This is a genomic window from Prosthecodimorpha hirschii (assembly GCF_001305515.1).
Classification (GTDB): domain Bacteria; phylum Pseudomonadota; class Alphaproteobacteria; order Rhizobiales; family Ancalomicrobiaceae; genus Prosthecodimorpha; species Prosthecodimorpha hirschii.
Genome location: NZ_LJYW01000001.1, coordinates 1928613 through 1952725, shown reverse-complemented (window position 1 = coordinate 1952725; position 24113 = coordinate 1928613). Strand labels below are relative to the sequence as shown.

The 24113-nt window shown below is 66.6% G+C and carries 24 protein-coding genes and 1 tRNA gene; 11 read left to right on the top strand and 14 right to left on the bottom strand.

Annotation, left to right across the window (positions count from 1 at the left end):
* Positions 1-204: 204 nt before the first annotated feature.
* Positions 205-279, top strand: a tRNA-Val gene (locus ABB55_RS08540).
* 26 nt (positions 280-305) lie between these two features.
* Here ABB55_RS08540 and ABB55_RS08535 read toward each other — a convergent pair.
* The 14 genes from ABB55_RS08535 to ABB55_RS08475 form a co-directional block, all read right to left on the bottom strand.
* Positions 306-1307 carry a tyrosine-type recombinase/integrase gene (locus tag ABB55_RS08535; RefSeq protein ID WP_244471999.1) on the bottom strand — a complete coding sequence of 334 codons (1002 nt, stop codon included), beginning with the start codon at positions 1305-1307 and terminating at the stop codon, positions 306-308.
* A complete protein-coding gene (locus ABB55_RS30855; RefSeq protein ID WP_244471998.1) occupies positions 1307-1726 on the bottom strand; it encodes an excisionase in 420 nt (139 codons plus the stop codon). Before ABB55_RS30855 ends, ABB55_RS08535 begins: the two co-directional genes overlap by 1 nt.
* A complete protein-coding gene (locus tag ABB55_RS08530; RefSeq protein ID WP_054358436.1) occupies positions 1726-2007 on the bottom strand; it encodes a hypothetical protein in 282 nt (93 codons plus the stop codon). The genes ABB55_RS30855 and ABB55_RS08530 overlap by 1 nt, the downstream gene beginning before the upstream one ends.
* Entirely contained in the window at positions 2007-3914 is a 1908-nt protein-coding gene (locus ABB55_RS08525) for a phage tail tape measure protein (RefSeq protein WP_054358435.1), read from the bottom strand. The genes ABB55_RS08530 and ABB55_RS08525 overlap by 1 nt, the downstream gene beginning before the upstream one ends.
* Positions 3915-4078: 164 nt before the next feature.
* Positions 4079-5947 (bottom strand): prohead protease/major capsid protein fusion protein, encoded by a 1869-nt coding sequence (locus ABB55_RS08520; protein WP_083463466.1) that lies wholly within the window; start codon positions 5945-5947, stop codon positions 4079-4081.
* A complete protein-coding gene (locus ABB55_RS08515; protein WP_054358433.1) occupies positions 5944-7497 on the bottom strand; it encodes a phage portal protein in 1554 nt (517 codons plus the stop codon). The genes ABB55_RS08520 and ABB55_RS08515 overlap by 4 nt, the downstream gene beginning before the upstream one ends.
* Entirely contained in the window at positions 7497-8042 is a 546-nt protein-coding gene (locus ABB55_RS08510; RefSeq protein WP_152981978.1) for a hypothetical protein, read from the bottom strand. Before ABB55_RS08510 ends, ABB55_RS08515 begins: the two co-directional genes overlap by 1 nt.
* Positions 8043-8120: 78 nt before the next feature.
* Entirely contained in the window at positions 8121-8303 is a 183-nt protein-coding gene (locus tag ABB55_RS08505) for a helix-turn-helix transcriptional regulator (protein WP_054358431.1), read from the bottom strand.
* Positions 8304-8310: 7 nt separating this feature from the next.
* A complete protein-coding gene (locus ABB55_RS08500; protein WP_054358430.1) occupies positions 8311-8667 on the bottom strand; it encodes a hypothetical protein in 357 nt (118 codons plus the stop codon).
* Between the two features lie 82 nt (positions 8668-8749).
* Positions 8750-8977: a type II toxin-antitoxin system HicB family antitoxin gene (locus ABB55_RS08495; protein WP_054358429.1), complete on the bottom strand. Its 228-nt coding sequence runs from the start codon at positions 8975-8977 to the stop codon at positions 8750-8752.
* 208 nt (positions 8978-9185) lie between these two features.
* Positions 9186-9824, bottom strand: coding sequence for a hypothetical protein (locus tag ABB55_RS08490; RefSeq protein WP_054358428.1), 639 nt, complete (start codon positions 9822-9824; stop codon positions 9186-9188).
* A 326-nt stretch (positions 9825-10150) separates the two neighbouring features.
* Positions 10151-11383 carry an AAA family ATPase gene (locus ABB55_RS08485; protein ID WP_083463465.1) on the bottom strand — a complete coding sequence of 411 codons (1233 nt, stop codon included), beginning with the start codon at positions 11381-11383 and terminating at the stop codon, positions 10151-10153.
* Positions 11373-11576, bottom strand: a complete 204-nt coding sequence (locus tag ABB55_RS29625) for a hypothetical protein (RefSeq protein WP_152981977.1) — start codon at positions 11574-11576, stop codon at positions 11373-11375. The genes ABB55_RS08485 and ABB55_RS29625 overlap by 11 nt, the downstream gene beginning before the upstream one ends.
* A gap of 798 nt (positions 11577-12374) precedes the next feature.
* Positions 12375-13034, bottom strand: coding sequence for a TetR/AcrR family transcriptional regulator (locus ABB55_RS08475; protein ID WP_054358426.1), 660 nt, complete (start codon positions 13032-13034; stop codon positions 12375-12377).
* Positions 13035-13275: 241 nt separating this feature from the next.
* On the opposite strand from ABB55_RS08475, the gene ABB55_RS08470 reads away from it, so the two are divergent.
* The 10 genes from ABB55_RS08470 to ABB55_RS08425 all read left to right on the top strand — a co-directional run bounded on the left by ABB55_RS08470 (position 13276) and on the right by ABB55_RS08425 (position 24106).
* On the top strand, positions 13276-14373 hold the full coding sequence (locus ABB55_RS08470) for a type 2 periplasmic-binding domain-containing protein (protein ID WP_200912012.1): 1098 nt from the start codon (positions 13276-13278) through the stop codon (positions 14371-14373).
* A gap of 58 nt (positions 14374-14431) precedes the next feature.
* Positions 14432-15742 carry a TRAP transporter large permease gene (locus ABB55_RS08465; RefSeq protein ID WP_054358425.1) on the top strand — a complete coding sequence of 437 codons (1311 nt, stop codon included), beginning with the start codon at positions 14432-14434 and terminating at the stop codon, positions 15740-15742.
* 8 nt (positions 15743-15750) lie between these two features.
* Entirely contained in the window at positions 15751-16299 is a 549-nt protein-coding gene (locus ABB55_RS08460; protein WP_083463463.1) for a TRAP transporter small permease, read from the top strand.
* Positions 16296-17381, top strand: coding sequence for a phosphotransferase family protein (locus ABB55_RS08455; protein ID WP_054358424.1), 1086 nt, complete (start codon positions 16296-16298; stop codon positions 17379-17381). The genes ABB55_RS08460 and ABB55_RS08455 overlap by 4 nt, the downstream gene beginning before the upstream one ends.
* Positions 17378-17854, top strand: coding sequence for a hypothetical protein (locus ABB55_RS08450; protein ID WP_054358423.1), 477 nt, complete (start codon positions 17378-17380; stop codon positions 17852-17854). Before ABB55_RS08455 ends, ABB55_RS08450 begins: the two co-directional genes overlap by 4 nt.
* A gap of 43 nt (positions 17855-17897) precedes the next feature.
* Complete coding sequence (locus ABB55_RS08445; RefSeq protein ID WP_054358422.1) at positions 17898-19517, top strand: AMP-binding protein; 1620 nt, start codon at positions 17898-17900, stop codon at positions 19515-19517.
* A 124-nt stretch (positions 19518-19641) separates the two neighbouring features.
* Positions 19642-20844 (top strand): acyl-CoA dehydrogenase family protein, encoded by a 1203-nt coding sequence (locus ABB55_RS08440; RefSeq protein WP_054358421.1) that lies wholly within the window; start codon positions 19642-19644, stop codon positions 20842-20844.
* Positions 20845-20902: 58 nt separating this feature from the next.
* The gene (locus ABB55_RS08435) at positions 20903-21907 is read left to right on the top strand and encodes a DUF7064 domain-containing protein (RefSeq protein WP_200912011.1); all 1005 of its coding nucleotides are present in this window, start codon (positions 20903-20905) and stop codon (positions 21905-21907) included.
* Between the two features lie 87 nt (positions 21908-21994).
* Positions 21995-22963 carry an ABC transporter permease gene (locus ABB55_RS08430; RefSeq protein WP_244471997.1) on the top strand — a complete coding sequence of 323 codons (969 nt, stop codon included), beginning with the start codon at positions 21995-21997 and terminating at the stop codon, positions 22961-22963.
* Between the two features lie 117 nt (positions 22964-23080).
* A complete protein-coding gene (locus ABB55_RS08425; protein WP_083463462.1) occupies positions 23081-24106 on the top strand; it encodes a sugar ABC transporter substrate-binding protein in 1026 nt (341 codons plus the stop codon).
* The last annotated feature ends 7 nt before the right edge of the window (positions 24107-24113 follow it).

Here is a 24113-nt window from a genome sequence, read left to right as displayed (position 1 = left end):
CCGGCGCGGCGCCGCGGCCCCCGTTTCGGCCGGTCCGGCGCCGCCAAAACGGCGCAGCCGGCCGGTTTCGGCACCCTTCGGGCGGCATGGGAGCCGTGCTGCCGCAAGCATCGGGTTCCAAGCCAGCTTTCCGCTTGCACCCCCGAACGAGGTTGGCTATAGACCACCTCGCCGACGGCAACCCGAACCGACGGCTCATGGAATGGGCGTGTAGCTCAGCGGGAGAGCACTACGTTGACATCGTAGGGGTCACAGGTTCGATCCCTGTCACGCCCACCATTCCAAATCAAAGGCTTATCGGTCATCTAACCGGTCTCCGTTTTCGACGCGCCCAATCTTCGCCCATGAAACGCTGCGGCGGCAAGGGCGAGGTGGTCGGGCGAGTGGTGCCCATAGGTCTTTCGGATCATCGCCTCCGACGTGCCGAGATATCCGGCGACATCCCAGGTCGGGACCCGGGCCTGTAGAAGCCAGGTCGCAGCGGTGTGCCGCAGGATATGCGGCGTGACATCCTCGCCGAGCCCGGCGATCTCGCGAGCCCGTGCGAAGCCTCGCCGCTCTTTCAGGATCGGCCGGCCTGCGAAGCTGACGACATGCGTTGTCGGGAGGACGGTCTCGCCGGGTGCGGCTGCCGCCGCTCGTCTGGCATCGGCCCGGCGATCGACATCCCGCCAGCGCCGCAGATGCGGCAGTAGGACGCTTGGAATGGGGATCGGCGGTCGACGCTTGGCGGTCTCGCGCTCGCCCTGACCGCGGCGATACATGACGCCACCATCCAGATCGAACCATCCGCCCTCGGAGGAAAGACCCCACCGCATCTGCAGCACGGCCTCGTGCCGCGTGCCCGTATAGAGCGCGATCAGGATGAAGCGGCCGACGTGATAGACCGGCTTGCCGACACGGACCCACTTCGCGCGCTCCGCGCGGGTGCGGACATCGCAGAACGTGATTCGTGCCAGGCCAAGGGCGCCACCGAGAAGGCGGGCCGCCTCGAGTCTGGTCAGCCAGCGTTCGCGGGCCGGAGCCTTCGGCGGCAGCGTGACCGGGACCGGGAACCGCAACCGCCGCTCCCGATAGGCGTAGTTGATGGCGGCCCCCAAGGTCTCCAGTTCTCGGCGTGCGGTGCCCTCCTTCACCGGTCGGGCTCCGATGCGCCCGGTCGTGCGTTTCCGGACGTATTCGCGGCAGGTGGTGCCGTTGATTTCGGCAACCTGCATCTGTCCGAAGTGCTGCGCTAGATGCGCGGCGTGGAAGCCGACCAACTCCGGGTGCGCCATGTGGTCGGAGCGCTCGGCTCCATACAGCATCAGGACGTCCGCGACTGCGACATGAGCGGGATCACCGTCCCCGAAGTCGGCGCGGTGCTTGCCGGCGAGGTACGCCGCGAGTGCTTCTTCAGCTCGGCGGCCATCGCCAGGACCGCAGCCTGTCCCGATCTCAGTCTGTCCGTCGAGGATGACCCACACGGGATCGCGGCCCCTGCGCTGCCGGAGGTAGAGGCGGGGCGGTTGGCGTCGGCGCGGCATCGTGATCGCATCTCCCGAATGGCAGCCATGGTCACGTAATCCTTGCCGGCGATGCGCTCGATCACAAGTCGCCCGCGCTGCGCTTCTTTGCGGAGCCCGCTCCGGGTCATCGAGCCATCAGGGAAGGCGAGCGCGGCGGCGACATCGAGCCTCAGCGGCGTGTCGTCATCGATGTCGTCGAGACTGACCGGCCGTCGCATCAAGCCACCCCCGCCGGTGCGGCGTCGACGGCAATAAGCGCCAGGTCCGCGGCGATCCGGTCGAGCCGCTCGGCCAGGTGCTGAAGCATCACGACCTTGTCGACGAGGTCAGCGATTTTCGGATCTGTCCGTGGATCTCGCCCAGCGGCGCTACACGCCAGCCAGGCCGTCCGGAGATCGCCACGGTCGAATTGTTCGAAATCGCTCCACGCCTCCCGGGCCATCCGGCGAGCCTTAACGAGCAACAGAATCGGATCATGGGGCAGGCCGGCGGCTGGCATCACTGCGGCCCCCGAAGAGAACCGAGGTTCGAGTAGGCGCTCTGTGTGCCCTTGAGCACCTCGCGTCCCAAGCCGTACGAGATGTCACCCGCCCGAACCGGGATCGTCAGCGGTCGCGCGTTCAGCGCTGCTTGCGCCGCATCCCGCGCCATCATGGCGGCGGCAACGGCGGCCTCCCGGTCGATGGTCACCCCGGGCTGAATGTTTCCAGCTCTCGCGGAGGCATCGTCGAGCATGACACCGAGCGGTGCGCGGCCCGGCCGCTCCGGCCAGGTGCCATCACCGGCTCCGGTGCCGAGGTTGGCGCGCGGACGGGCGCGGGTCGCACCGGAGACGCGGTCTTTCGCCGCCGGCATCTTGCCGCGGGCAAGATCGAGCGGGACACCGGACGGTCCCTGCGACAGCGGCGGGAGGAGATCCACGGCGGCCCGGGTCGCATCACGGCGGTAGTCGAGGGCATCGGAACGATTTCGATCGTTCGTGCCATCGAGGATGCGCAGACGCTCCCGAAGCGCCCGAATCGTCTCGCCCTGATTCGGTGTTCGCGGATCGGATTCTGCCCGTGCGAGCGCGGCCCGGACCTTCGCTGCCTCCGGGCTGTCGGCCATCTTGCTACGAGCGGTCTGCTCGTTGCGCAGGGCGTTCTGCAGCGCTTGCCGGGCGCGGTCCTGCTCGCGTTGTTCCGGCGTCCGACCGTCCAGGAATTCGGCCGTCAGCCTGGTGGCCTTGCCGTAATCCTTTCGGTCGATGGCATCGAGGATCTCCGAAATGGAGCTGAGGCCCTTCGCGGTCTCGGTAAGCAGAGACGAGACCCCGGCCTTGTCGACGGTCTTTGTCAGGGCACCGACGAAGTCGTTCCATGAATTCGTCATGCGGTCGATGGACGCCCGGGTATCCTCGGTCACATCTTTGATGTCCCGACCGACCTCGCCGGCTGAGCGTTTGGCTGCAGCGATCAGCCGCTCGTACTCGCGGCGATGCTGAATCATGGCGGTCAGACCGCGGCGAAATTCCTTGTCGGCAGCAATCTTGTTGATGAGTTCGTCGTTGCCCTTGATCGCCTTTTCGGTGATGTCGAGGAAGGCTTCCAGCGAGTCCTTGCCGGCATCCTTCAGTTTCTTCATCGCCTCCGGAAGGTTGATTTTGAAGTTCTTCGCGAACTTCTTGATCGTCTCGTCAGAATCCATCTTCTGAAGAAGATCGCCGATGGCAACAGCCGCTTCTTCCGGGGTGCCGGAATTGATGCGGGCGACCTGCAGAGCCGACATGACCTTATGAAGGCCTTCCAGGCCTTTGATGCCGCGCGTCGCCGCCGACGGCAGCAGGCTCGGCAGGTACCGAGCCATGTCCTTGAGCTCGAATTTTCCTTCTTTGCCGAGCTTCACGGCGGCATCGAAGGCCTTTTCCATGTCCGTGGCCGCGATCCCGAAGCTCTGCCCGAAGGCGTCGGCCGACTTCGCGATGTCCAGGACTTCGGCGCCGGAGGCCTGCGCGGTGCGGACCACCGACGGCAGGAACGCCATGGCTTCCGGCAGCGAGCGGCCGGCGGCGACGAGACTATCGAGACCGTCGATGACTTGGCCGATCGGGGTGGCGGTCTGAGCGGCGAGGCTATAGAGGGTCTGCCGGAGCCCGGCCGCCTCCTTTTCGGTGGCGCCAGCGGTCTGCCGAATTCGGAGCAATCGTCGATCCTGGTCGGCACTATCGCGGTAAGCCCGGCTCGCGCCATAAACTCCGACGCCTGTCGCGATCATGCCGCCCCCGGCGAGGAACGCCGCAGCACCGGTCCGGTGCTGCGTGCGCTTCGCGGCGGCATCGACCGTGTCGAGCGCACCCTTGATCTTGCGGGCGGCGGCGGACACGCCGTCCACCAGCCGCATCGTCAGGGTCGACGTGACATTACCCATCTTGGCCTCCGCTCATGAAGAGGAAGAGGCCGACGCCGAAGCGCCGGCCAGACGGTGCCGTGACCTTGACCGTGTCCGACTGCGAGCGCAGCGGGCGGGCTCGGAGGTCATGTATCGTGGCGGGGACCGTCAACCCCACCATGGAGATGCCCGCCCTCGGAAAATCAGGCGCCGGCCGACCGATAGCCCCAGCGCCATTCGGCCGGCCCGGCACCAACGTGCCAGTGCACCCGCCATGACGTGCCGAGCATATTGAACTCCTGACTCTGTTCCAGCTTCGGGGTGGCGAAGCCCTGCAACGTCAAGAACTTCACCGTCGGGAACTGCGCCGGGTCCGCGAAGGCCCACCAGGCCGTCGCCGAGGCCGTGTCCAATCGCGGCTCAATGGCGAGCCGCATATTCCGGATCGACTCCGGAACGGCATCGTCGGTCTTGGCGGCGGCGATCGGGCTCAAGATCTGCTCGGCTGCCATCTCCAGGGCTGCGGGGATCAGCAGCAGACGCGGGGCGACACCGAGCGGATTCGCGGCCCCGAACATCCGCTGCGTGCGCATCCAGAGACGTGCCGCACCGATCGCCCCGGCAGACAGCGCGGACCCGGTCCCGGAGACCGAGTTCCCGCGCGTGCTGTGCGCGATGGGATGGCCGTCGGACAGGTTGGCGCCGAGCGCGCTGAGGATCAAATTCGCCTTCAAGTCGGCGGCGGCGGCGCCGTAGCTCGACAGAGCCTGGGCGACGCCGTTCAGGTCATCGTTGATCAAAACCGCGAATGTGACCGACAAGCCCTTGGCGAAGCTGGCGATCACGAGCTTCTCGGCGGTGTCGTCGAGATAGCCGAACTTGATGGCGCCGTGCTCGTTGATTTTTTCGAGCGCGGGGAACTCCGAGACCGACACGATCCGCTGTTCCCGGAAGTCGGTCGCCGTGCCTTCGGCTGCGATCATGGTGGCGCCGGTCGATGCGGCCTGGAATGACCGCTGCAGGCTGCTACCCATCGCGTTCGACAGGAGCTGCGGAAAATCGCCGGTCGTCAGCGCGCGGAGTGCGACTTCGCCGGCGGCGAGACCGCGGGTCCGAACACCGGCCCGGGCGAGGCAGTCCCGCGCCAGGTCGATGAGCGTCATTCCCCGGTACTCACGACCGGGACCGCTGAGCTCGACCGTGGGATCGAGCCGAGTGGCGAAATAGTTCTCGATGCCGGCCCGGCGAGTCTCGGTCTCGTCCCGGCCGATGCGGGCGGTGGGGCGGATCTCGGTCTGCTCCTGCTCGGTCGCGAGCTTTTCGAGGATCGCGGATCGAAAGCTGTCGAGCGAGGTTCCGGCGGCGACGTGCTCGGCGCCGAAATCCGGCATCCGGTGCAGCGTGGCGAGCCGGGAAATCTCGGTGGCGCGCTGCCGTTCCGCGCGGGTGCCGGCATCGGCCGGCGGGGATTCGATGACTTCGTCGTCCATGGTAGTCCTCTTGAGTATGGGTTCAGTTCCGGGCGCCGGCATCGGCATGCGAACCATCGCGCTAGCGTCGGCCGGCACCGACACAAGGGACACCTCGTGAAGTGACCAGCGTTTCGCGGTCCAATCCTCGCGGCCAGTGGTCTCGTCGACGGCCGTGATCTGCCATTTCTCGACGCGATAACCGACGCTGATGCCGGTCAGCTCGCCGCGCTCGATCTGGCCGGCGGCCTCCTGGGCGTCGGGCGTGGCGGCGAGACGGATGGCGCCGATGAGGATTCCACCCTCGATCCAGGCCCTCTCGACGACACCGAGCACGGCGCGGCGGTCGGTGGCGCGGTGATGGTCGAGGAACCGGACTTGGCCGGTCGGCATGCGGGTCAGGTCGATGGCATCAGGCGAGATCGAGAGGATCTCGTTGCCGAACCACCGGCGAACCGGTGTCGCCGTGGCCAACACCGCCTCCAAGGTCCCGGCCTTGGCATCGAACGTGCCGGGTCGGAACTGGATGCCGTCTACCAGCGCCACCCTTGCCCCGGCGACCTGTCCAGGCGCCAAGCGCTGTGTCCGTTGCAGCGTGGTCATGAGGCCTCCGATCTGCCGCCGGGCGTACCCGGGTCCGTCGCGACAGCCTCGGCGACCTGGGAGGCACCGGACTTCGCGACCTTCCTCGGATCGGAGTCGAGGACGATCCCGGCGGCATCGACCGCGGCATTGAACTCTGCGATTTCGGCCAGCACATCGGACGGCGGGCGGCCCCGCTCCTGAACGATCTCGGCATGCGAGCGGAGACCAGCCCTGAGATCGATGACGTCGGCCATGGCCTGTTTCATGGGATCGACCGCAGGCATGCGCGGCGGCGCCCACTCAACGGGGACAGACGCCAGGGGGATTTTTCCGGCCGTGTAGGCCACCTCACAGAACCAGTCCCACACCCGCTGACAGAAGGCGGGGACCAGAATCTGCCACTGGATGACTTCCACCAGCCGATAGAACTCCTGCAGGCCGAGCCGGCCCGAAATGTAGCTGACATGGGCGAGATCGCCGGAAAGCAGCTCGTATGGCACCCGGAAGCCCGCCGCGATGTCCTGCAGCGAGGCCCGCTTGTAGGCCTCATAGGATCCGGTGGCAGCCGGCGAGTTGAACGTGATCTGCTTGCCGCCGCGGGCATAGAGGAACATGCCGGGCTCGAAACGGTCGACCGTCGCGCCGGAGCTGTCGTAGACGCCTCGAAGCGCTGCAGCCTCGCTGTCGTCCAGCGGAATGCCGACGCCCATGTCGGTCTCATCGCCCCCGGTGACGACGCCCACGGCGCAGGCTTCGATCTTCTTCCGCATCATCTCGCTATCGCGGTAGTCGTCGAGGTCACGAAGGCCGGCAATGGCGGCAACACCCCACGGCTCCCCGCGTGACTGGTCGCGCCGCATCTCGAAGACGTGGGCAATTTCGGCCGCAGGGACGCGAAGAGACCGAAAGCCGTTCGCTTCCAGCGACCAGGTGCCGGAATCGCCGGGATGGCGCGGGAACAGCCAATAGCCGGACGGCCGGTCGGATGCGTCCTGCTCGATCCCTTGATAGGCCGTGACACCGTTGCCGACCGGACCATCCCTGGACGTATCCAGTAGGTCCGCCTCCAGGACCTGCAATTCCAGCGGAACCGCTGCACTCGTTCCGCGGCGGATCCGCTTCCGGATCAGAACCTCGCCGGCCTCGATGAACTCGCGGCAGACCAGGGTCTGCAGACCGTAAAAATCAAGCAGCCCCTTGGAATGGCATGATTTCGTCCACGTATCCCATTCCGCCATGATCTTCCTGTCGCGGCCCTTGTTGCCGGTTTTGGCGCGCGGGACGATTCCGGTGCCGATGGCGTGAACCACGATGGTCGAGACCGCCTTTGCCGCATGGGGGTTGTTCCGCACCAGGTCGCGCATGCGGTTCCGAAGCGCCGGCAGGCTGACCGACAATTCGGCATTTGCCGAGGCGCCCTTCGGAGTCCACCCGCCGGACTGGCGATTTTTGTTGGCGCCGGCATAGGAACGGATCCGCGCCTCAAGCTTGGCCCGCTCGATCAGGCGTCGTTCCCCTGCGCCGGGGGCGAAATAGCCGATCAAGTGGTCGAGCCAGGTCGCCGGCATCAGACCGCACCGATCTCGAATCCGATGCCGAGCTTGGCCGCGCGCTGCCGGAGGCCGGACACCAGAGAAGTGATGTTCGTCGCCGCGATGGCGATCATGTCGCCGTCGATATCGCCGATCGGGACGAGCCCGTGCCGGCTGACGACGCGGAGATCCGCGGCCGGGCCGATGGCCACCGCGAGACGCTCCAGCCGACGGGTGCCGTCGGTCCAGCCGACGCGAACGATCGCGAAATAGCCGGGGACGGACGCATCCTGGTAGACCCGCGCAACCTTCTGAAGGTGATCGAAATTCTCGTAGATCAGGCTGGTCACGGTCTCGGCGCCGAGATGTCGGCCGACGAGGGCATCAGCGGCAAGACACGCGATGGCATCGGCGACGCTGTATCGCCGATAATGACTGTCATTTGAGGATCGGACCGGCAGCGGCAGGGTGCCGTTGTTGACGCCGTGACGGATCTGACTATCGGTCAGATCCGTCAACAGGCAGAAAGCTTCTCGTCGCATAGTTTTCGGCTCCACGTTCTGTACCGAGCGTGGCCGCAATGGAACGGAATGGCAACCGCCATCCTGCGAGCTGCCTCGCGAGGCTACATTCCGCGGTCGGCAGTGTGGACATCGCCGTCACGCCGAGCGTCCCGGCAGCCGGTCCATCCATTCCGCCACCGCTGAGGCCCGCCACCGGACGGACCGGGTCGACAGCACCAGCGGCTGCGGGAACTTGCCCTTACGCATCCACTCATAGATCGTCGACCGCGACAGGGCGGTGATTTCCTCGACTTCGTGAAGCTTGAGGAGGCGATCCATAGCGCCCTCAGAGCAGGACGACGCGAGGGGCCAGGCGGCAGAACGCCTTATCGGCAGCCTCCATGAGCCGCCGAGCGGCCTCGGCGTGCCGGCGGTTCAGACCGGCCGTCACGGCCAAGCTTTCGGCCGCGAGCGCATCGCCCCAGGTCGGCAGCGACGCGACGGCGGCGGCCTCCAGGATCGCCAGGAGGCGACGTTCCGTCGCCTCGTCAGACCACAGCAGCAATCCGTCGGCGGCATCACTGTATTGTTCGAGGAGACCATAGATATTGTAGCCGACGAGATCCGGAAAATCGTACGACGTTTGCGATTTGCAAATCCGGATTTGCGTATTTGCAGTGTGTTCAACGATTTCAAGGCGCATGACATCGACTCCTTGCGTGTTTATTACGCAAAGAACGATGCTCGATCTGGAAATTAGATGCAAGGGTGTCGAATTGACTATTTCAGGCTTGGCCTGGAATCGTCACGACATATTCGCCGGGTTCGACCGGCGATGGTGCCGGAATGGCTTCACCGTGGGCGCGGCGGTAGCCGATCGCCGTCTCGATTGCATCGGCGGCTTGTTCGAGCGCTTCCGCCACGGTGGCGCCGTTGGTCACGACTTCGCGCAGGTCGCGACAGGAGACCAGGACGACCCCGTCCTCCGGCTCCAGGCGCACGGCATAGCTCATGGTGCTTCCTCCGGTTGGTCAGGCTGGATATCGCTATCCATCGCCTGTGTCGCCGGAAATTTACGTTGCAAAACGCAAATTCAGAATCCAACCGCTAGCGAATTTGTGCGCTGCGAATCGCACCGCGGTCGATGGGGGTGGTCGGAAGGACCCGCGTCTATACCTCGATTGCCCTGGGTAAGGTCGGGTGCCATGGCCTCTCATCACCCTACGGCATCAGCCGGGTCAGCTTCGCTTCCACCTCGCGCTGCATGAGCGCCGGTGCCTGCGCCTCAAAGACTGCCAGGGTCGCGCCCTTGACGAGTTCCTTCCAGACTGCCGGCCCGTACAGCAACCGGCCCTTGGACTTACTGCCCTTCGCGGTGGGCAAGACGGCATAGTAGCGACCCTTGGCGCTGACAAACGACCGCTTGAACCGGTGGGCCACTCCCCACGGGTCCGACGTGACACCACCTTCGGTCCCGCCGGCGATCTGCCCCCAGCGGCCTCGGCTGTCTCGCGCCTGCAGCTTCCAATGCTGCCGCGGCGACCACCGGACGCTGTCTCGCTTCGATCCCTTCGTGCCCTGCACCTCAGCGATGTAGACGCCGGATCCCGTCGCGGCAATCTGGTAGACGCCGCGCATGCCAGCCGGAACGAACCCCTTCGTGCGGGACGAGACGCCGCGCGGCTTGATGTTGGTCTGTTCCTGCAGCGTCTTCCGCACGATCGGCAGCAGATACCGGCCGGCGCGGTGGACGCCTTCCTCCAGACGGGTTTGCACGAGATCCGGCGAGCGCAGCCCCGACAGGGCCGTCAGCATCTTCTGCACCCCCGACGGGTCGTATGTGATCACGATGCGCGCCATGGCGTCAGCTCCGAACGGAGCGGGAACATACCACACTGACCGACACGCGCCAAACGATCATGCCCGACACCGCACCCGCGACGGCTCGCCGATACAACCCGATCCGGGGCGGTTGGTAGCCCGCCCATCCCCGGAGGCGGGGCTTCCAACCGCCGGGGGGTATAGGGGGGTTGGAAGCACGCCGGTTGGAAGGTGGTTGGTAGGCCGTTGGTAGGGGTTTTAGAGGCGGTCGGAAGGCCGTTGGAATGGCGTTGGAAGGCCGATTTTCGAGTTGGAAGGGCGTTGGAAGGGGCATCATCGGTTGAATTCATGTGGCTGCGGTTGTGTTATGTTGACGGTATGATCCGGGTCCGCCGCCGCGATGCCGGGCCATGTTCCTCGATCCGAATCTCACCGGCTGCCAACAGCCGATCCATCGCTCCGGACAGATGTCGAGCCGTGCAGCCCTTCGCGCCCGGATGAGCCGCAAAAACACGAGGTGCATAGCTTGACGATGGCGCCGGCGACACGCTTCGCCCCTCGCGGCCGAACTGCCGCAGCAGAGTGACGAACACCTCCTCGGCGCGGCGTTCGGCCGCCATCTTGTCGAGCCCGCCGATGCCGGTGCCATCGGGCACGAAGACGCCAGCACGCCAGCGCAACAGGATGTCCTGCCCGGCCTGGGCATAGTTCGCCTTTTTCACGGACAGGCGCCGGAGGTCGGGATCCGGCTCGGAATCGTCTTCCGACTTGACCCGTTCGAGAAAGAGCCTCGCTCTGACCGAATTGCTCCAGCCCGTGCTACCGCTCGCCCCGGTGCCGCTCCGGAGACCATCGAGGCTGGGATGTGCCAGCATCAACACGGCGCATTGCAGATCAATGGCAAGGCCCCGCAGGAAGCCGATGAACTGCCGAGCCTGCGTCCGGTCGTTCTCGTTTCCGGCGAAGAGATCGGCCAGCGTATCCAGGACAATGAGCCGAGGTTGTACAGACGCCGCGTATTGCCTGATCTGTTTCAGACGTTCGGTTTTCATCACCGTCGAGCCGATCGCTGTACCGAGGACGGCATCCTTGCCGGCGAGCGGTAGCAGATGCAGGTTATCCAGGTCGGCGAGGTCGATGCCCTTGGCCCGGCAGATGTCGGCGAGCCGTCGATGCAATTCGTCCCGGTCATCCTCGGCGGATAGATAGATCGCCGGCCCGACATCGGGCAGTCCGCAGGGCCAGTCGGATCCGGTCGCGACCGCGACGGCCAATTGCAGGGCGAGCAGCGATTTGCCGGCTGCGCCGTCGCCATAGATCAGCGACACCGTCCGGTCCGGGATCAGCTCTGGCACCAGCCACGGACGCGACGGCACGGCTTCCCCGGCGAGTTCGGCAGCGATCAGGACCGGCAGCGGATCCGTTGCCGGCCGTTGATCATTACTCGCCGCGCGTTCGGCATTCCAGCCGCCCGCCGGGCCTGCGCGCCTTGATCCGCTCCGGCCCGGCTCGCTTTCGAGATCGTCGGGCAGACCGTAGTCGGCGAGGCTGAGGGCCGGAGGCCCGTCCGTAAGCCATGGCGGCAGGTCACCGAGCATCGGCGCCTCCCGCGGCCACGAGGAGGTCACCAGCCATGCGGCGCCAGTCCGTCAGGTGGTCGCCGATGGCGTCGCGGTGGTCGGCTTCAGCCGTCCGGTCGACGTCTAGGATCTCCGGCGGTAGCGCCGAGAAAAACGCAATAGCGTCGAGCGTCGCGATCTCACGCTCGATCTGAAGCGCGACATCGGCCAACTCGCAGGCCATCCGGCCGAGCGGTCCGCGCCTCGGCGCCCCTCCCGCCACGAAGCATGCCACCGTCGAGCCAATTACCACGAGTCGCGCTAGGTCCGCGACCGCATGTCGGATCCGTTGCCGGCGGTGCGGATCGGCCTCGGTCCGGTGCGCCTCGATCGCGGCCTCCAGCCACCGGGCGGCACGCCAGGCCCGCCCGACTTGGCCGGCGAGACCCACCCCGCGACCGTGGCTCCACGACCACGCGGCCCGGTGCCCGGGTTCGCGCCAGCGGTGGTCCCATTCCACGAGGCGGTCGAGCAGGAGCGGGATCCGCGCCGTCAGCGGAGGGCCGCCGTTTCCGGACCTTGTAGATTCCGCCGGTTTCGGGTAGGTCTGAGATGCACACGCATTGCTATCTTCGTTGCCGCCGGCCAGGGATCCGACCCCCTCGCCGGCGGTTTCGTTTTCGGGGTCCGGCGGACCATCCCGCCCAGGTTTCGCCCAGGATACCCGGGCACGATCCGAGAACGGATGCGAACATTCCGGCTCGGTCGGTGGCGGTTTTCCTTGCGAATCAGGCGAGGCACCCGCGTTGACATCGTAGGGGTCACAGGTTCGATCCCTGTCACGCCCACCATTCCCTCCGGTTCTGCCAAATCTTCCAAGCCTGAAGCGGTCATTGGCGCTGCCGAGACCGGGATGGCGCTTTGCCGGTCCGATCCGGGGCCGGGTCGGATCGGGTGATGCGGACGCGTGCTGCCGGTCGGCGTGAGCGCGCGGTGCGGACAGGATCGGGACGGCGGTTTCGGGCCGGCCTCAGGCGAAGATCCGGCCGGTCAGCAGCTTGACGTAGGTTTCCACGACCAGCTCCGACGGGCGCACGAACTGGCCGTCGACATAGCAGAAGCGGCCGCTCAGATATTCGCGCGTCGACAGCAGCATCTGCGTCAGGATGTCGATCTCGCGCGGGTCGCTGATCCGAAGGTTGCCGCGCCGCAGTTCGTATTCCATGGCGCGGCGGTAGCTTTCGGACTGCATTTCGAGATGCCGGCGGAAGCCGACCGGCGCCTGCACCATGCCTTCGCTCAGGATCTTGAACAGGTGCGGCGATTCCTCGAGGAAATCGAAGAAGCCGCACAGGCGGGCGCGCTCGCGCGCGATCGGATCGTCCGGCGCGGCCCTGACCCGGTCGCGGATCAGCTCATGCAGCTGTTCGCTGATCGCCGGCAGCAGCTGATCGAGCAGGTCCTGCCGCGATTCGAAATAATTGTAGAAGGTGCCCTGCGCCACACCGGCCCGCGCGGTGATCAGCGCCACCGAGGCGCCCGCATAGCCCTGTTCGCCGACGATCTGGATCGCGGCCTCGAACAGGCGCGTGCGCGTCACCTCCGCCTTCTCGGCGCGGCTGAGGCGTGTCCGGCTTGGCCGGACCGGGGTGGAAACGGGCTTGGGGGCGACGGCAGGAGAGTCGGTCATGATGTCAATAACCCTAGAGGACGCCATCCGGGCCGTCAATTTGGATGAATTCTGACTCGTCGTTCATTTCTCTTTACAAGGCTGGAAATCGGGCTAGCATGACCGTCACCGCGTTGCCCGTGGGAGGTTCCGGACGGAACGGCAGGGCGGTCGGGCCGGACAATCCCGGACGCAACAAAGCAAAGCCTGCCGATCGGGATGCAAGTCCCGAAACGAGTACGGCTGCCTTGGGGAGGAATTCATGATCCGACATGTCAAAACGCTACTGGCCGCGACCGCGATGCTTGGTCTCGCCTTTGCCGAGACCGCTGCGGCGGCCGACCTGATCATTTCGAGCGGCCTCGGCAAGCCGCATCTGTGGGTCGGCGCCCATATGGACCCCTTCGCCGACGCGATCGAGAAGGGCAGTGGCGGCAAGATCAAGTTCACGCGCTTCTATGCGGGCGAGCTGAGCGCGGTCGGCCGCGAACTCGACAGCCTGAACGGCGGGGTGATCGGCGTCGCCGCGCCGCTGCTGGCGCCCTATCACGAAGGCCGGTTCCCGCTCTCGGACGTGTCGCAGCTGCCGACCTACGGCACCACGTCGCCGATGGTCACCCGGGCCTATCAGAAGCTGCTCGATTCCGACGTGAAGCTGAAGGACGGCAAGACCTTCTATCAGTACGAGATCGGCCAGAAGGGCATCCGGGTGTGGGCGCTCGGCGCGACCGCCCCCTATTCGATCTCGACGGTCAAGAAGGTGCTGAAGGAGCCGCAGGACTTCAACGGCACGCCGCTGCGCGCCGGTTCGGCGCTGCACACGATCATGCTCGGCAAGCTCGGTGCGACGCCGGTCACGATTCCGGGCCCGCAGGCTTTCGAAGCCGCTTCGCGCGGCACGATCGAAGGCCTGGTGATCGCCATTTCCGACTGGCCGTCCTATTCGCTGCAGCAGGTGCTGCGCCATTCCATCGTCGATGTTTCGATCGGCCATTGGGAGAGCTACCTCGCGATCAGCGACGCCGCCTGGGCGCAGCTCACCGACGAGCAGAAGCAGCTGTTCGACAAGACGGCGCGCGAGATCGCGCTGAAGAATGCCGAGCAGTGGGAAGCCCGCGTCGGCACCGTGCGCGAGGATTCGATCAAGAAGTACGGCGGCTCCTTCGTCTCGATCAACACGCTGTCGGCGGCCATGAAGAGCCATGTCGAGACCGCGGCGGCCAACACCTGGACGGCCTGGATCGAGAAGACCGAGGCTGCAGGCCATCCGGCCAAGGCGGCGGCGCGGCTCTATGCCGAACTGATCCAGGCGGAAGGCGGCAAGCTGCCGACCGGCGTCGCCGAATATCTCGCCAAGTGATCCGTGGTCGGCGTCGCCGCGGCGGCGCCGTTCCCGCAACCCGAACCACGGAACTCCCATGAGCAAGGACTGGATCATCTGGGCGGTCACGGCCTGGATCGTCGTCTTCATGCTGGCCGGACAGGCGGTCGCGACCTGCCTGCTCGGCGCCGGGCTTCTCGGCGTGGCCCTCTGGATGGGTCCCGCCGTGCTGGGCGGCATCGTCGGCCAGGATACCTTCTACACCGCCTCGGCCTATACGCTGTCGATCATCCCGCTCTATCTGCTGATGGCGCAGCTTCTGCTCAAGGGCGGCGTGATCGTCGACCTGTTCCGCGTCGGCCACCGGCTGGCCGGCTACAAGCGCTTTCCGCTCGGCATCGCGACCATCGTGACCGGCGGCCTGCTCGGTGCGGTCTCGGGATCGGGCACCGCCAGCGCCGCCGCGCTCGCCACCCTGGCCGGCCCGGAACTGCAGAAGGTCGGCTATACCCGCAGCTTCTCGGTCGCCCTGACGGCGATCTCGGGCTCGCTGTCGGTGATCATCCCGCCGAGCCTGCTGATCATGATCTACGGCTCGCTGACCGAGGTGCCGATTGGCCATCTGTTCATCGGCTCGATCGGACCCGGCCTGCTCTGCATCCTGGTCTATATCGGCTGCCTCTACTTCCTGGGCGAGGTCGAGCCCGGCGCGATCGACGGATCGCGCGTGGAGCTCGACGAAGATCCGCGCCAGGCCCGCCGATCCGTTCAGGCCTTCACCTTCGTGGTGGTGCTGATGGTCGTCGTGTTCGGCGGCATCTATGGCGGCATCGTCACGGTCGGCGAGGCCGGTGCGCTCGGCGCCTTCGCGGCCTTCGTCGGCATGCTGGTGATGGGGCGGGTCGGGCCGAAGCAGATCGCGGCGGCGCTGGTCGATTCCGTCAAGGTCTCCGCCATGCTGCTGATGCTGCTGATCGGCGCGCAGATCTTCTCCCGCTTCATGTCCTTCTCGCGCCTGCCGACCGAACTTCTGGAATTCGCCCAGCCGCTCGTCGCCAATCCGACCGTGCTGGTGCTGGTTCTGATGGGCGGCCTGTTCGCTGCCGGCATGTTCATGGAGGAGGTGACCACGATCGTGCTTGCCGTGCCGCTGATCGAACCGATGATCGGGGCCGCCGGCATCGACACCATCTGGTTCGGCGTGATGGCCTGCTTCGTCATCTCGTTGGGGCTGCTGACGCCGCCGGTCGGGCTCGTCGCCTTCTCGGCCGCGACGGCCGCGCGAACGCCGGTCGGGCCGGTGTTCCGGCCCTGCCTCGTCTTCTCGACCTTCGCCGCCTTCATCGTGGTCGGCGCCATGATGCTGTTCCCCGGCATCGCCACCTGGCTGCCGAGCCACCTGAACTGAGGTCCGCCATGCGTTTCTGGAGAGCCGTCTGGGCCCTGGAATGGGGTCTCGCCGCCATCGGCGCCGGGTCGATGCTGTTCATCATGATGATGGTCACGGTGATCAGCGTGGCCGGCCGCTACTTCCTGCAGGTCGACCTGATCCCGGGTGCCTACAATATCGTGGAGCGGATCCTGTTCCCGCTCCTGGTCTTCTGGGCACTGCCGATCGCCCATCGCGAGGGCATGTTCCCGCGCCTGGAAACCCTCGCCGACGCGCAGCCGCCGCGCCGGCGCGCCCTGATCGGAGCGGTCGCGACGGTCGTCGAGATCGCCGTCTATGGTCTCTTCTTCTGGTTTGTCGCCCGCTTCGTCTGGCAGAGCGTCGAGACCAACCGGACCATGCAGATCGGCACCACCTTCCTGCCGGTCTGGCCGATCCTGCTGACCATGCCGCTCGCCTTCGGGCTGATGCTCCTGGAGATGGGGCGCCTGCTTCATCGCGACATCCGCCGCGCGCTCGGTCTCGATGTCAGCGTCGACGAGCCTGCCCACCATCAGGGGAGCCTGGTCGTATGAGCGTCGCGGCACGCCAGCCGGTCGTCGGTGAGCCGCCCGTGCGGCGCTTCGATCCGACCGATACCGAGGCGGTCCGCGCCGCCCTGACCGGTTTCGTCGCGGCGGAGACCGGCGGCCCGGTCGAGATCGGCGCCTTGCGCCGGTTCACGGTCGGGTTCTCCTGGGTCACCTACGGCTTCCACGCCACCTGGTCGGCCGGCGGGCGAAAGGTCTCGCGGGACCTGATCCTGCGGGCCGGCCCGCCGACCGGCATCTTCAGTCCCTACAGCGCCTTCCCGGAATTCGTCACCCTGAAGGCCCTGGAGGCGAGCGCCGTGCCGGTGCCGCGCGTCTACTGGCATTCCGACGACCTGTCGATCCTGGGGGCGCCCTTCTTCATCTGCGACCTGGTCGCTGGCGAGGCGCCGATTCCCTGGACCCGCGACGGCGGTCCCGCCTTCGACGACGAGCGGCGCGTCCGGCTCGGCGAGCAGTTCGTCGCGGCTTTGGCGGCACTGCACAATTTCGCCTGGCAGGGGACGCCGGTCGCGGCCATCGACGGCACCACAGATCCGCACCGGACAGCGACGGCGCAGGTCGACCTGTGGATGGGCTATCTCGCCCGCTGGTCGGAGGACCGCGTGCCGATGCTCGACCTGGCAGCCGCCTGGCTGCGCGAGAAGGCACCGGTCGCCCGCCGGGTGACCATCACGCATGGCGATTTCCGGATCGGCAATTTCCTGGAACAGGACGGCCGCATCACCGCGATCCTCGACTGGGAACTGGTCCGGCTCGGCGATCCGGTCGAGGATCTCGGCTGGATCTGCCTGCAGGCCTGGCGCGGCCGCTCGCCCTATATGTGCCACTTCTTCGAGCGCGAGAACCTGCGCGACCGCTATGCGGCGCTGACCGGGCACGAGCCGACGCTTGCCGAGATGGCCTATTGGGAGGCCTTCGGCACCTTCAAGCTCGCCATCATGCACTACGGCGCCACCGACTGCTTCGCGCGCCGCGGCTTCAACGACCTGCGCATGGCCGGGATGGGGGCGCAGATCCCCCGTGTCCTGCTGCAGGTGGAATCGGCGATGGAGCGCGCATCGTGAATATCCCGCTGACCCGGCTGATCGACGGCATCATCGCGACGATGCGCGCCGACGTCATCCCGAACGTCACCGATCCCTATGCGCGCGGCCAGGCGGTCGGGGTGATCGACCTGCTCAACAACATCGCCCCGCGCGTGGAATGGGCGCATGCCCCGCAACTGCGCCGCATCGAGGCGAAGCGCGCCTTGCTCGACCGGATCTGCGACCTCGTTCCCGAATTGTCGCCGGCTTGCGCCGACCTGCAGCAGCCGGCCCCGGCGGAGGAGCCGGGCGGCCTGGTGCGCCGGCTCGACGCGGCCATCTGCGATGCCATCGCGCTGCTCTGGCCGCGCCGGCACGAGGCGCACTGCGCCGAGGCCGCGTCCCTGATCAAGGTGCATCTGCACGACGAACTGACGGCGGAAATGAAGATCACGCGAAAGCCGCTCTTCGCAGAGATCGCCAGCGGGACCGACGGCGGCAAGAACGCCTGAACCCTGGAATGCAAGAACGACGGCTCCACTGGGAGGGTGGACTATGGTGTATCATCTCGATCCGCGCATGCCCCCGCGCGAAGCCTGCGTCCAGCGCCATCAACTTGAGCGATGGGCCGCCGAACAGCCGGACAAGGTCTTCGCCATCTTCATGGACGGGACGAGCTGGACCTATGCGGAGACGCTGCGCCAGGCGATCGTCACCGCCAACGCGCTCCGGGCGCTCGGCGTCCGCCAGGGCGAGCGGGTGCTGTGCTGGCTGCCGAACAGTGCCGACTGCCTGAAGGCCTGGTTCGGGCTGAATTTTCTCGGTGCCGTCTTCGTTCCGATCAATCTCGCCTATCGCGGCAATCTGCTGCGCCATGCCGTAAAGCTGTCCGAGGCGCGGCTCGGCATCATCCATGCCGACCTGCACCAGCGGCTCGGCGAGGTGGATCTGGGGCTGCTGCAGGAGATCGTCGTCATCGGCGGCGAGGCCCGGCCGGTGCCCGGGCTGACCGTCCACGGCGCCGACCGGTTCGCCTCCGAGGACGAAACGCCGCCGGAGCTGGAGCGCCCGATCGCGCCCTGGGACATGCAGTCGATCATCTTCACCTCGGGCACGACCGGCCCGTCCAAGGGGGTGATGTCGTCCTACATGCACCTCTACAGCATGTCGAAATCGGCGCCGTTCCTGAGCGCCGACGACCGCTACATGGTCAACCTGCCGATGTTCCATTCCGGCGGCGTGATGCCGGTCACCGCCATGCTGATCCATGGCGGCTCGATCGTGGTGGTCGAAGCCTTCAACACCGAGGCCTTCTGGCCGACCGTGCGCAAGACCGGCATCACCACCGTCGTGCTGCTCGGCGTGATGGGCGGCTTTCTGCTCAAGCGCCCGCCGAGCCCGGACGACAAGAACCACACGCTGCGCACCTGCACCTATGTGCCGCTCAACGAGACCGCGCCGCAGTTCCACGAGCGCTTCGGCACGGAAATCCACACGCATTTCAACATGACCGAGATCTGCATGCCGATCGTCTCGGCGCCGAATCCGACCGCGCTCGGCAGTGCCGGCCGGGTCCGGGACGGGGTCGAGGTGCGTATCGTCGACGAGAACGATTGCGAGGTCCCGGTCGGGGCGGTCGGCGAACTGGTGCTGCGCACCGAGTGCCCCTGGGCGCTCAATCACGGCTATTCGGGCAATCCGGAAGCCACGGTGCGGGCCTGGCGCAATGGCTGGTTCCACACCGGCGACGGGTTCCGGCGCGACGCCGACGGCAACTTCTTTTTCGTCGACCGGCTCAAGGACGCGATCCGCCGGCGCGGCGAGAACATCTCGTCCTTCGAGGTGGAGTCCGAACTGCTCGCCCACCCGTCGGTCCGCGAGGCGGCGGCGGTCGCGGTCAAGAACGAGATCGCCGAGGACGAGGTGCTGGCCGTCGTCGCGCTGCGCGAGGGGATGAGCCTCGATCCGGTCGAACTGATCGAGTTCCTGCGGCCGCGGATGCCGCATTTCATGATCCCCCGCTACGTGCGCGTGGTCGATGCCCTGCCGCGCACGCCGACCTCCAAGATCGAGAAGTTCAAGCTGCGCGACGAGGGCCTCGCCGCCGATGCCTGGGACCGCGAGGCCGCCGGCATCCAGGTCAAGCGCGAGAAGATCGGACAGCAGAGCGCCTAGAGCCAGGCGGGACGGACGTGAGCCGTCCGGCCGACCGGCAGGGGCTTGATATCAAAGGGTTCAAGCGGGCCCGTACCGGCCGGATCCCGTCGATCCGGCCGGGCTGCGCCTCAGGAGATTGGGAATGTTCGCCGAACTCTCCCCGCATGCGCGCGATCTGCGCGACCGGCTGACCGCATTCATGGCCGAGCACATCTATCCGAACGAGCGCGCCCTTCTGGAGCCGCCGCCGGAGGCCGAGCGCTGGGCGCCGCGCCCGCTCGCCATGGCGCTGATGGCCGAGGCCCGCGCGGCCGGGCTCTGGAACCTGTTCTACAATCACGGACCGGAAGGGCAGGGGCTCAGCAACTTCGAATATTCGCAGCTCTGCGAAATTCTCGGCCGCTCGCTCGCCGCGCCCGAGATCTTCAACTGCAATGCGCCCGATGTCGGTAACATGGAAATTCTCGCCGCCTACGGCACGCCCGACCAGAAGGCGCGATGGCTGGCGCCGCTTCTCTCCGGCGAGATCCGCTCCTGCTTCGCCATGACCGAGCCGGCGGTCGCCTCCTCGGATGCGACCAATATCGAGACCGCGATCACCCGCGACGGCGACGACTACATCGTCGAGGGGCGCAAATGGTGGGTCACCGGCGCCCCGTCGGCGCGCTGCAAGGTCGCCGTCGTGATGGGCAAGAGCGATCCGGCGGCGGAGAAGCACAAGCAGCAGTCGATGATCCTGGTGCCGATCGATGCGCCGGGCGTGCGGGTGGTGCGCCCGCTGCGGGTCTATGGCTTCGAACATGCCCCGCTCGGCCATGCCGAGGTCGTCTTCGACCGGGTGCGGGTGCCGGCCGCCAACATGCTGCTCGGCGAGGGGCGCGGCTTCGAGATCGCGCAGGGCCGGCTCGGTCCCGGCCGCATCCACCATTGCATGCGCTTCATCGGTCTCGCCGAACGGGCGCTGGAAAGCATGTGTCAGCGGGCGAAGTCGCGCGTCGCCTTCGGCTCGGCGCTCGCCGACATGGGCGCCGTGCGCCAGGCCATCGGCCAGTCGCGCTGCGACATCGAGCAGGCGCGCCTGGTCACCCTGAAGGCCGCCTGGGCGATGGACCGGCACGGCAACAAGGCCGCCCGCAACGACATCGCGATCGCCAAGATCGTCGTGCCGACGATCACCGGCGCGGTCATCGACCGGGCCATCCAGATCCATGGCGGCGCCGGCGTGTCGCAGGACTTCTTCCTGGCCGAGGCCTTCGCGGAGACGCGCTTCCTGCGCATCGGCGACGGACCCGACGAGGTGCATCGCGAGGCCCTGGCGCGCGTCGAACTGGCCCGCTGGGCGTGACCGCGGATGCCGAACGCAAGCCAAAAGACGAAACGCAACAGAACGAGGGAGGATGCCGGTGTCTGATCGGTATGTGATGCGACCCGAGCATGAATTCATGCATGCGCCGGACAGTTCGCCGAATTTCAACGAGAGCGTCTACACGAACGGTTTCGACAGCGCGACGCGGTTCGGCGGCTGGATGCGGCTCGGCAACCGCGTCAACGAGGGCTATGCCGAGCTTTCGGTCTGCCTCTACCTCCCGGACGGGCGGATCGCCTGCCAGTTCCTGCGCCCCGAGATCACCAGCAACGATCGTTTCGACGCCGGCGGGCTCCGCTACACGGTCGACGAGCCGCTGAAGAGCGTCTCGATGCACTATGACGGCGATCTGATCATCGTCGACGATCCCGACGCCCTGCGCGATCCCAAGCAGTTGCTCGCCCACGGGCCGCGCCTGAAGGGCCGCGTCTCCTGGCAGCATCAGGCGGAATCGCCGATCCATGGCGGCGAGCCGGCCCATGACGGCGTCCAGACCATGTATGGCCGCGACTTCTCGCTCGGCCATTTCAACCAGCACGGCCGGGTCCGCGGTACGATCGAGGTCGGCGACAAGCGCTGGACGCTCGACGGGCGCGGCTGGCGCGACCATTCCTGGGGCCCGCGCTACTGGCAGGTGATCTACTACTACCGGCTGTTCATCGCCAATTTCCCGAACGGCGACGCGATGATGCTGCTCAAGATCACCGACAAGACCGGCAAGGTCCGGCGCGAGGGCGTCCTGCTGGTCGACGGCGTCTACGAGGACATCCTCGATCTCGACGTGCAGACCGACTGGACCGAGAAGCAGGACCCGCGCTTCGTCCGCCTCGGCGTGATGACCGCCAACCGCAAGGTGCGCATCGACGGCGAGATCATGACCCTGGCGCCGCTGCGCAATCGCCGCAAGGCCGGCGACGAGACGCTGGTCTCGCGCATCGCCGAGGGCTTCACCCGGTTCCGCTGGGGCGACCAGGAAGGCCTCGGCATGACCGAATATATCGAGCGGATCGAGGACGGGAAGCTGGTCGGCTATCCGCTCTGAGCGGGCTTCGGCGCGACCGGCGGTCGGGACACGACCGGCCCGACACGAACGGACGGAACGGGGAAGTCGGCGGGGGAGATGGCGGCGATGCTGCGAGGCCTCAATCAGGAACGGATCGTCTTCACGATCGCGGTCGTTCTGTTCGTCCTGTTCTCCGTGCTCCTGCCTGGATTCCTGTCCGCCGGCAATCTCCTGTCGCTGATCCAGAACGTGTCGATCCTCGGCATCCTGGGCGTCGCGATGGCGATCGCGATCATCGGCCGGGGCATCGATCTCTCGATCCTGTCGACCATGCCGGTCTCGGCCGCGTGGCTCCTGACGCTGGTCAACGGCGGCATGCCGATCGGGCTCGCCTTCGTCTGCGCGCTCGGCTTCGTCATCGCGGTCGGGATCATCAACGGCACTCTGATCGCCTATGTGGAGATCCCGGCGATCTTCGCGACGCTCGCCATGGGCATCGTGGTCTACGGCTTCGGCAAGGCCTTCATGACGCCGATCGACGCGGTCTATACCGGCCGCGGCGAGTCCTGGTTCTACGCGATCGGCAGCGGCCGGGTGCTGGGCATCCCGTCGCCGGTCATCGTCTTCGCCCTGGTGGCGGCGGCGGCCTTCCTGTTCCTGCGCACCCTGAAGCCCGGCCGCTTCATCTACGGCATGGGCGACAACCCGCTCGCCGCCCGTGTCACCGGCATCCCGGTGCGGCCGATGATCATCCTGCAATATGTGATCATCTCGATCATCGCCCTGATCGCCGGGATCGTCATGGCGACGGCGCTCGCCGGCATCAACACCCGGCTCGCCCTCTCGACCATGGTCTACGACGTGATCCTGGTCGTCGTGCTCGGCGGCATCGGGCTCGCCGGCGGCAAGGGCGGCATCCGCAACGTGGTCGTCGGCACGCTTCTGATCGGCATCCTGCTCAACGGCATGACGATCATGAACCTGACCTACACCGTGCAGAGCATCCTGAAGAGCGTGATCCTGCTCCTGGCCATCGTGGCCGACACCCTGCTCAACCCCCGGGACGAGCAGACGGCCCAGCATGGCGACATCTAGCGGCCGGTCGGGACGGAGGGTTTCCCCCGTCTCGTGAATTCGATCCCCCGACTGTCTCTAAAACCGGGAGCCGGAAGCGGACGTGCAGACCCCAAAACGATAAACTGGAGGAATGCCATGATCGGGAAATCAATGTGGAGCGCAGCCGCCGCTGTCGCAATCCTGGCGAGCGTTGCCGGGACCGTCGCGGCCGGACCCTATGACGACGGCCAGTCGAAAAAATACTACGAGACCATGAAGGGCAAGCGCGTCGCCTTCGTGCCGCTCTCGATGGGCTTCGACCTGACCGAGGGCTGGAATGCCGCCCTGCAGAACCAGGCCAAGGCGCTCGGCTACACGGTCGACGTGCGCGATCCGAACTGGAACGTCGAGGCGGCCGTGCAGGCCGTCAACGGCTTCATCGCCGACAAGCCGGACGTGCTGATCCTGCATCCGCTCGACCAGCAGGCCTATAACCGACTCGTGCCGAAGGCCCAGAAGGAAGGCATTTACGTCGTCCAGGTCAACCTCAAGTCGGTCGTCAACGGCGATGCCTATGTGGGCACCGACTGGTACGACATGGGCGTCCGCCAGGCGCAGCTGATGGCCAAGACCTGCGGCAAGGCCGCCGGCAAGAACGGCAAGGTGGCGATCGTCACCGGCCAGGCGGCGACGCCGACCGTGATCATCGGCAACCAGGGCATGGACGATGTCTTCGCCGAGCATCCCGACATCAAGATCGTCGCCAAGCAGTCGGCCGATTTCGATCCGTCCAAGGCGCAGGCGGTCACCTCGACCATCCTGAAGCAGAACCCGGATCTGTGCGGCATCATCGGCATCTGGGACGGCCAGGATACCGGCGTCGCCGCGGCGGTGCGCGAAGCCGGCATGCAGGACCAAGTCTTCTTCATCAGCCAGGGCGGCGGCAACAAGGCGGCCGCCTGCGACAACATCGCCAACGGCAATTTCGACGCCTATTTCAGCTACGACGTGCCCGGCCAGGGGCGCGATCTGAACGCGGCGGTGAAGATCCTGCTGCAGACCAAGCCGAAGCCGGGCAGCGCCGCCTTCGCGCTCTACACGCCGCTGAAGCTGATCACCAAGGACAGCCTGACCGCCTCCTCCTGCTGGACGCTCGACCAGCTGAAGCGCGACGGCGGCTGAGACCGCG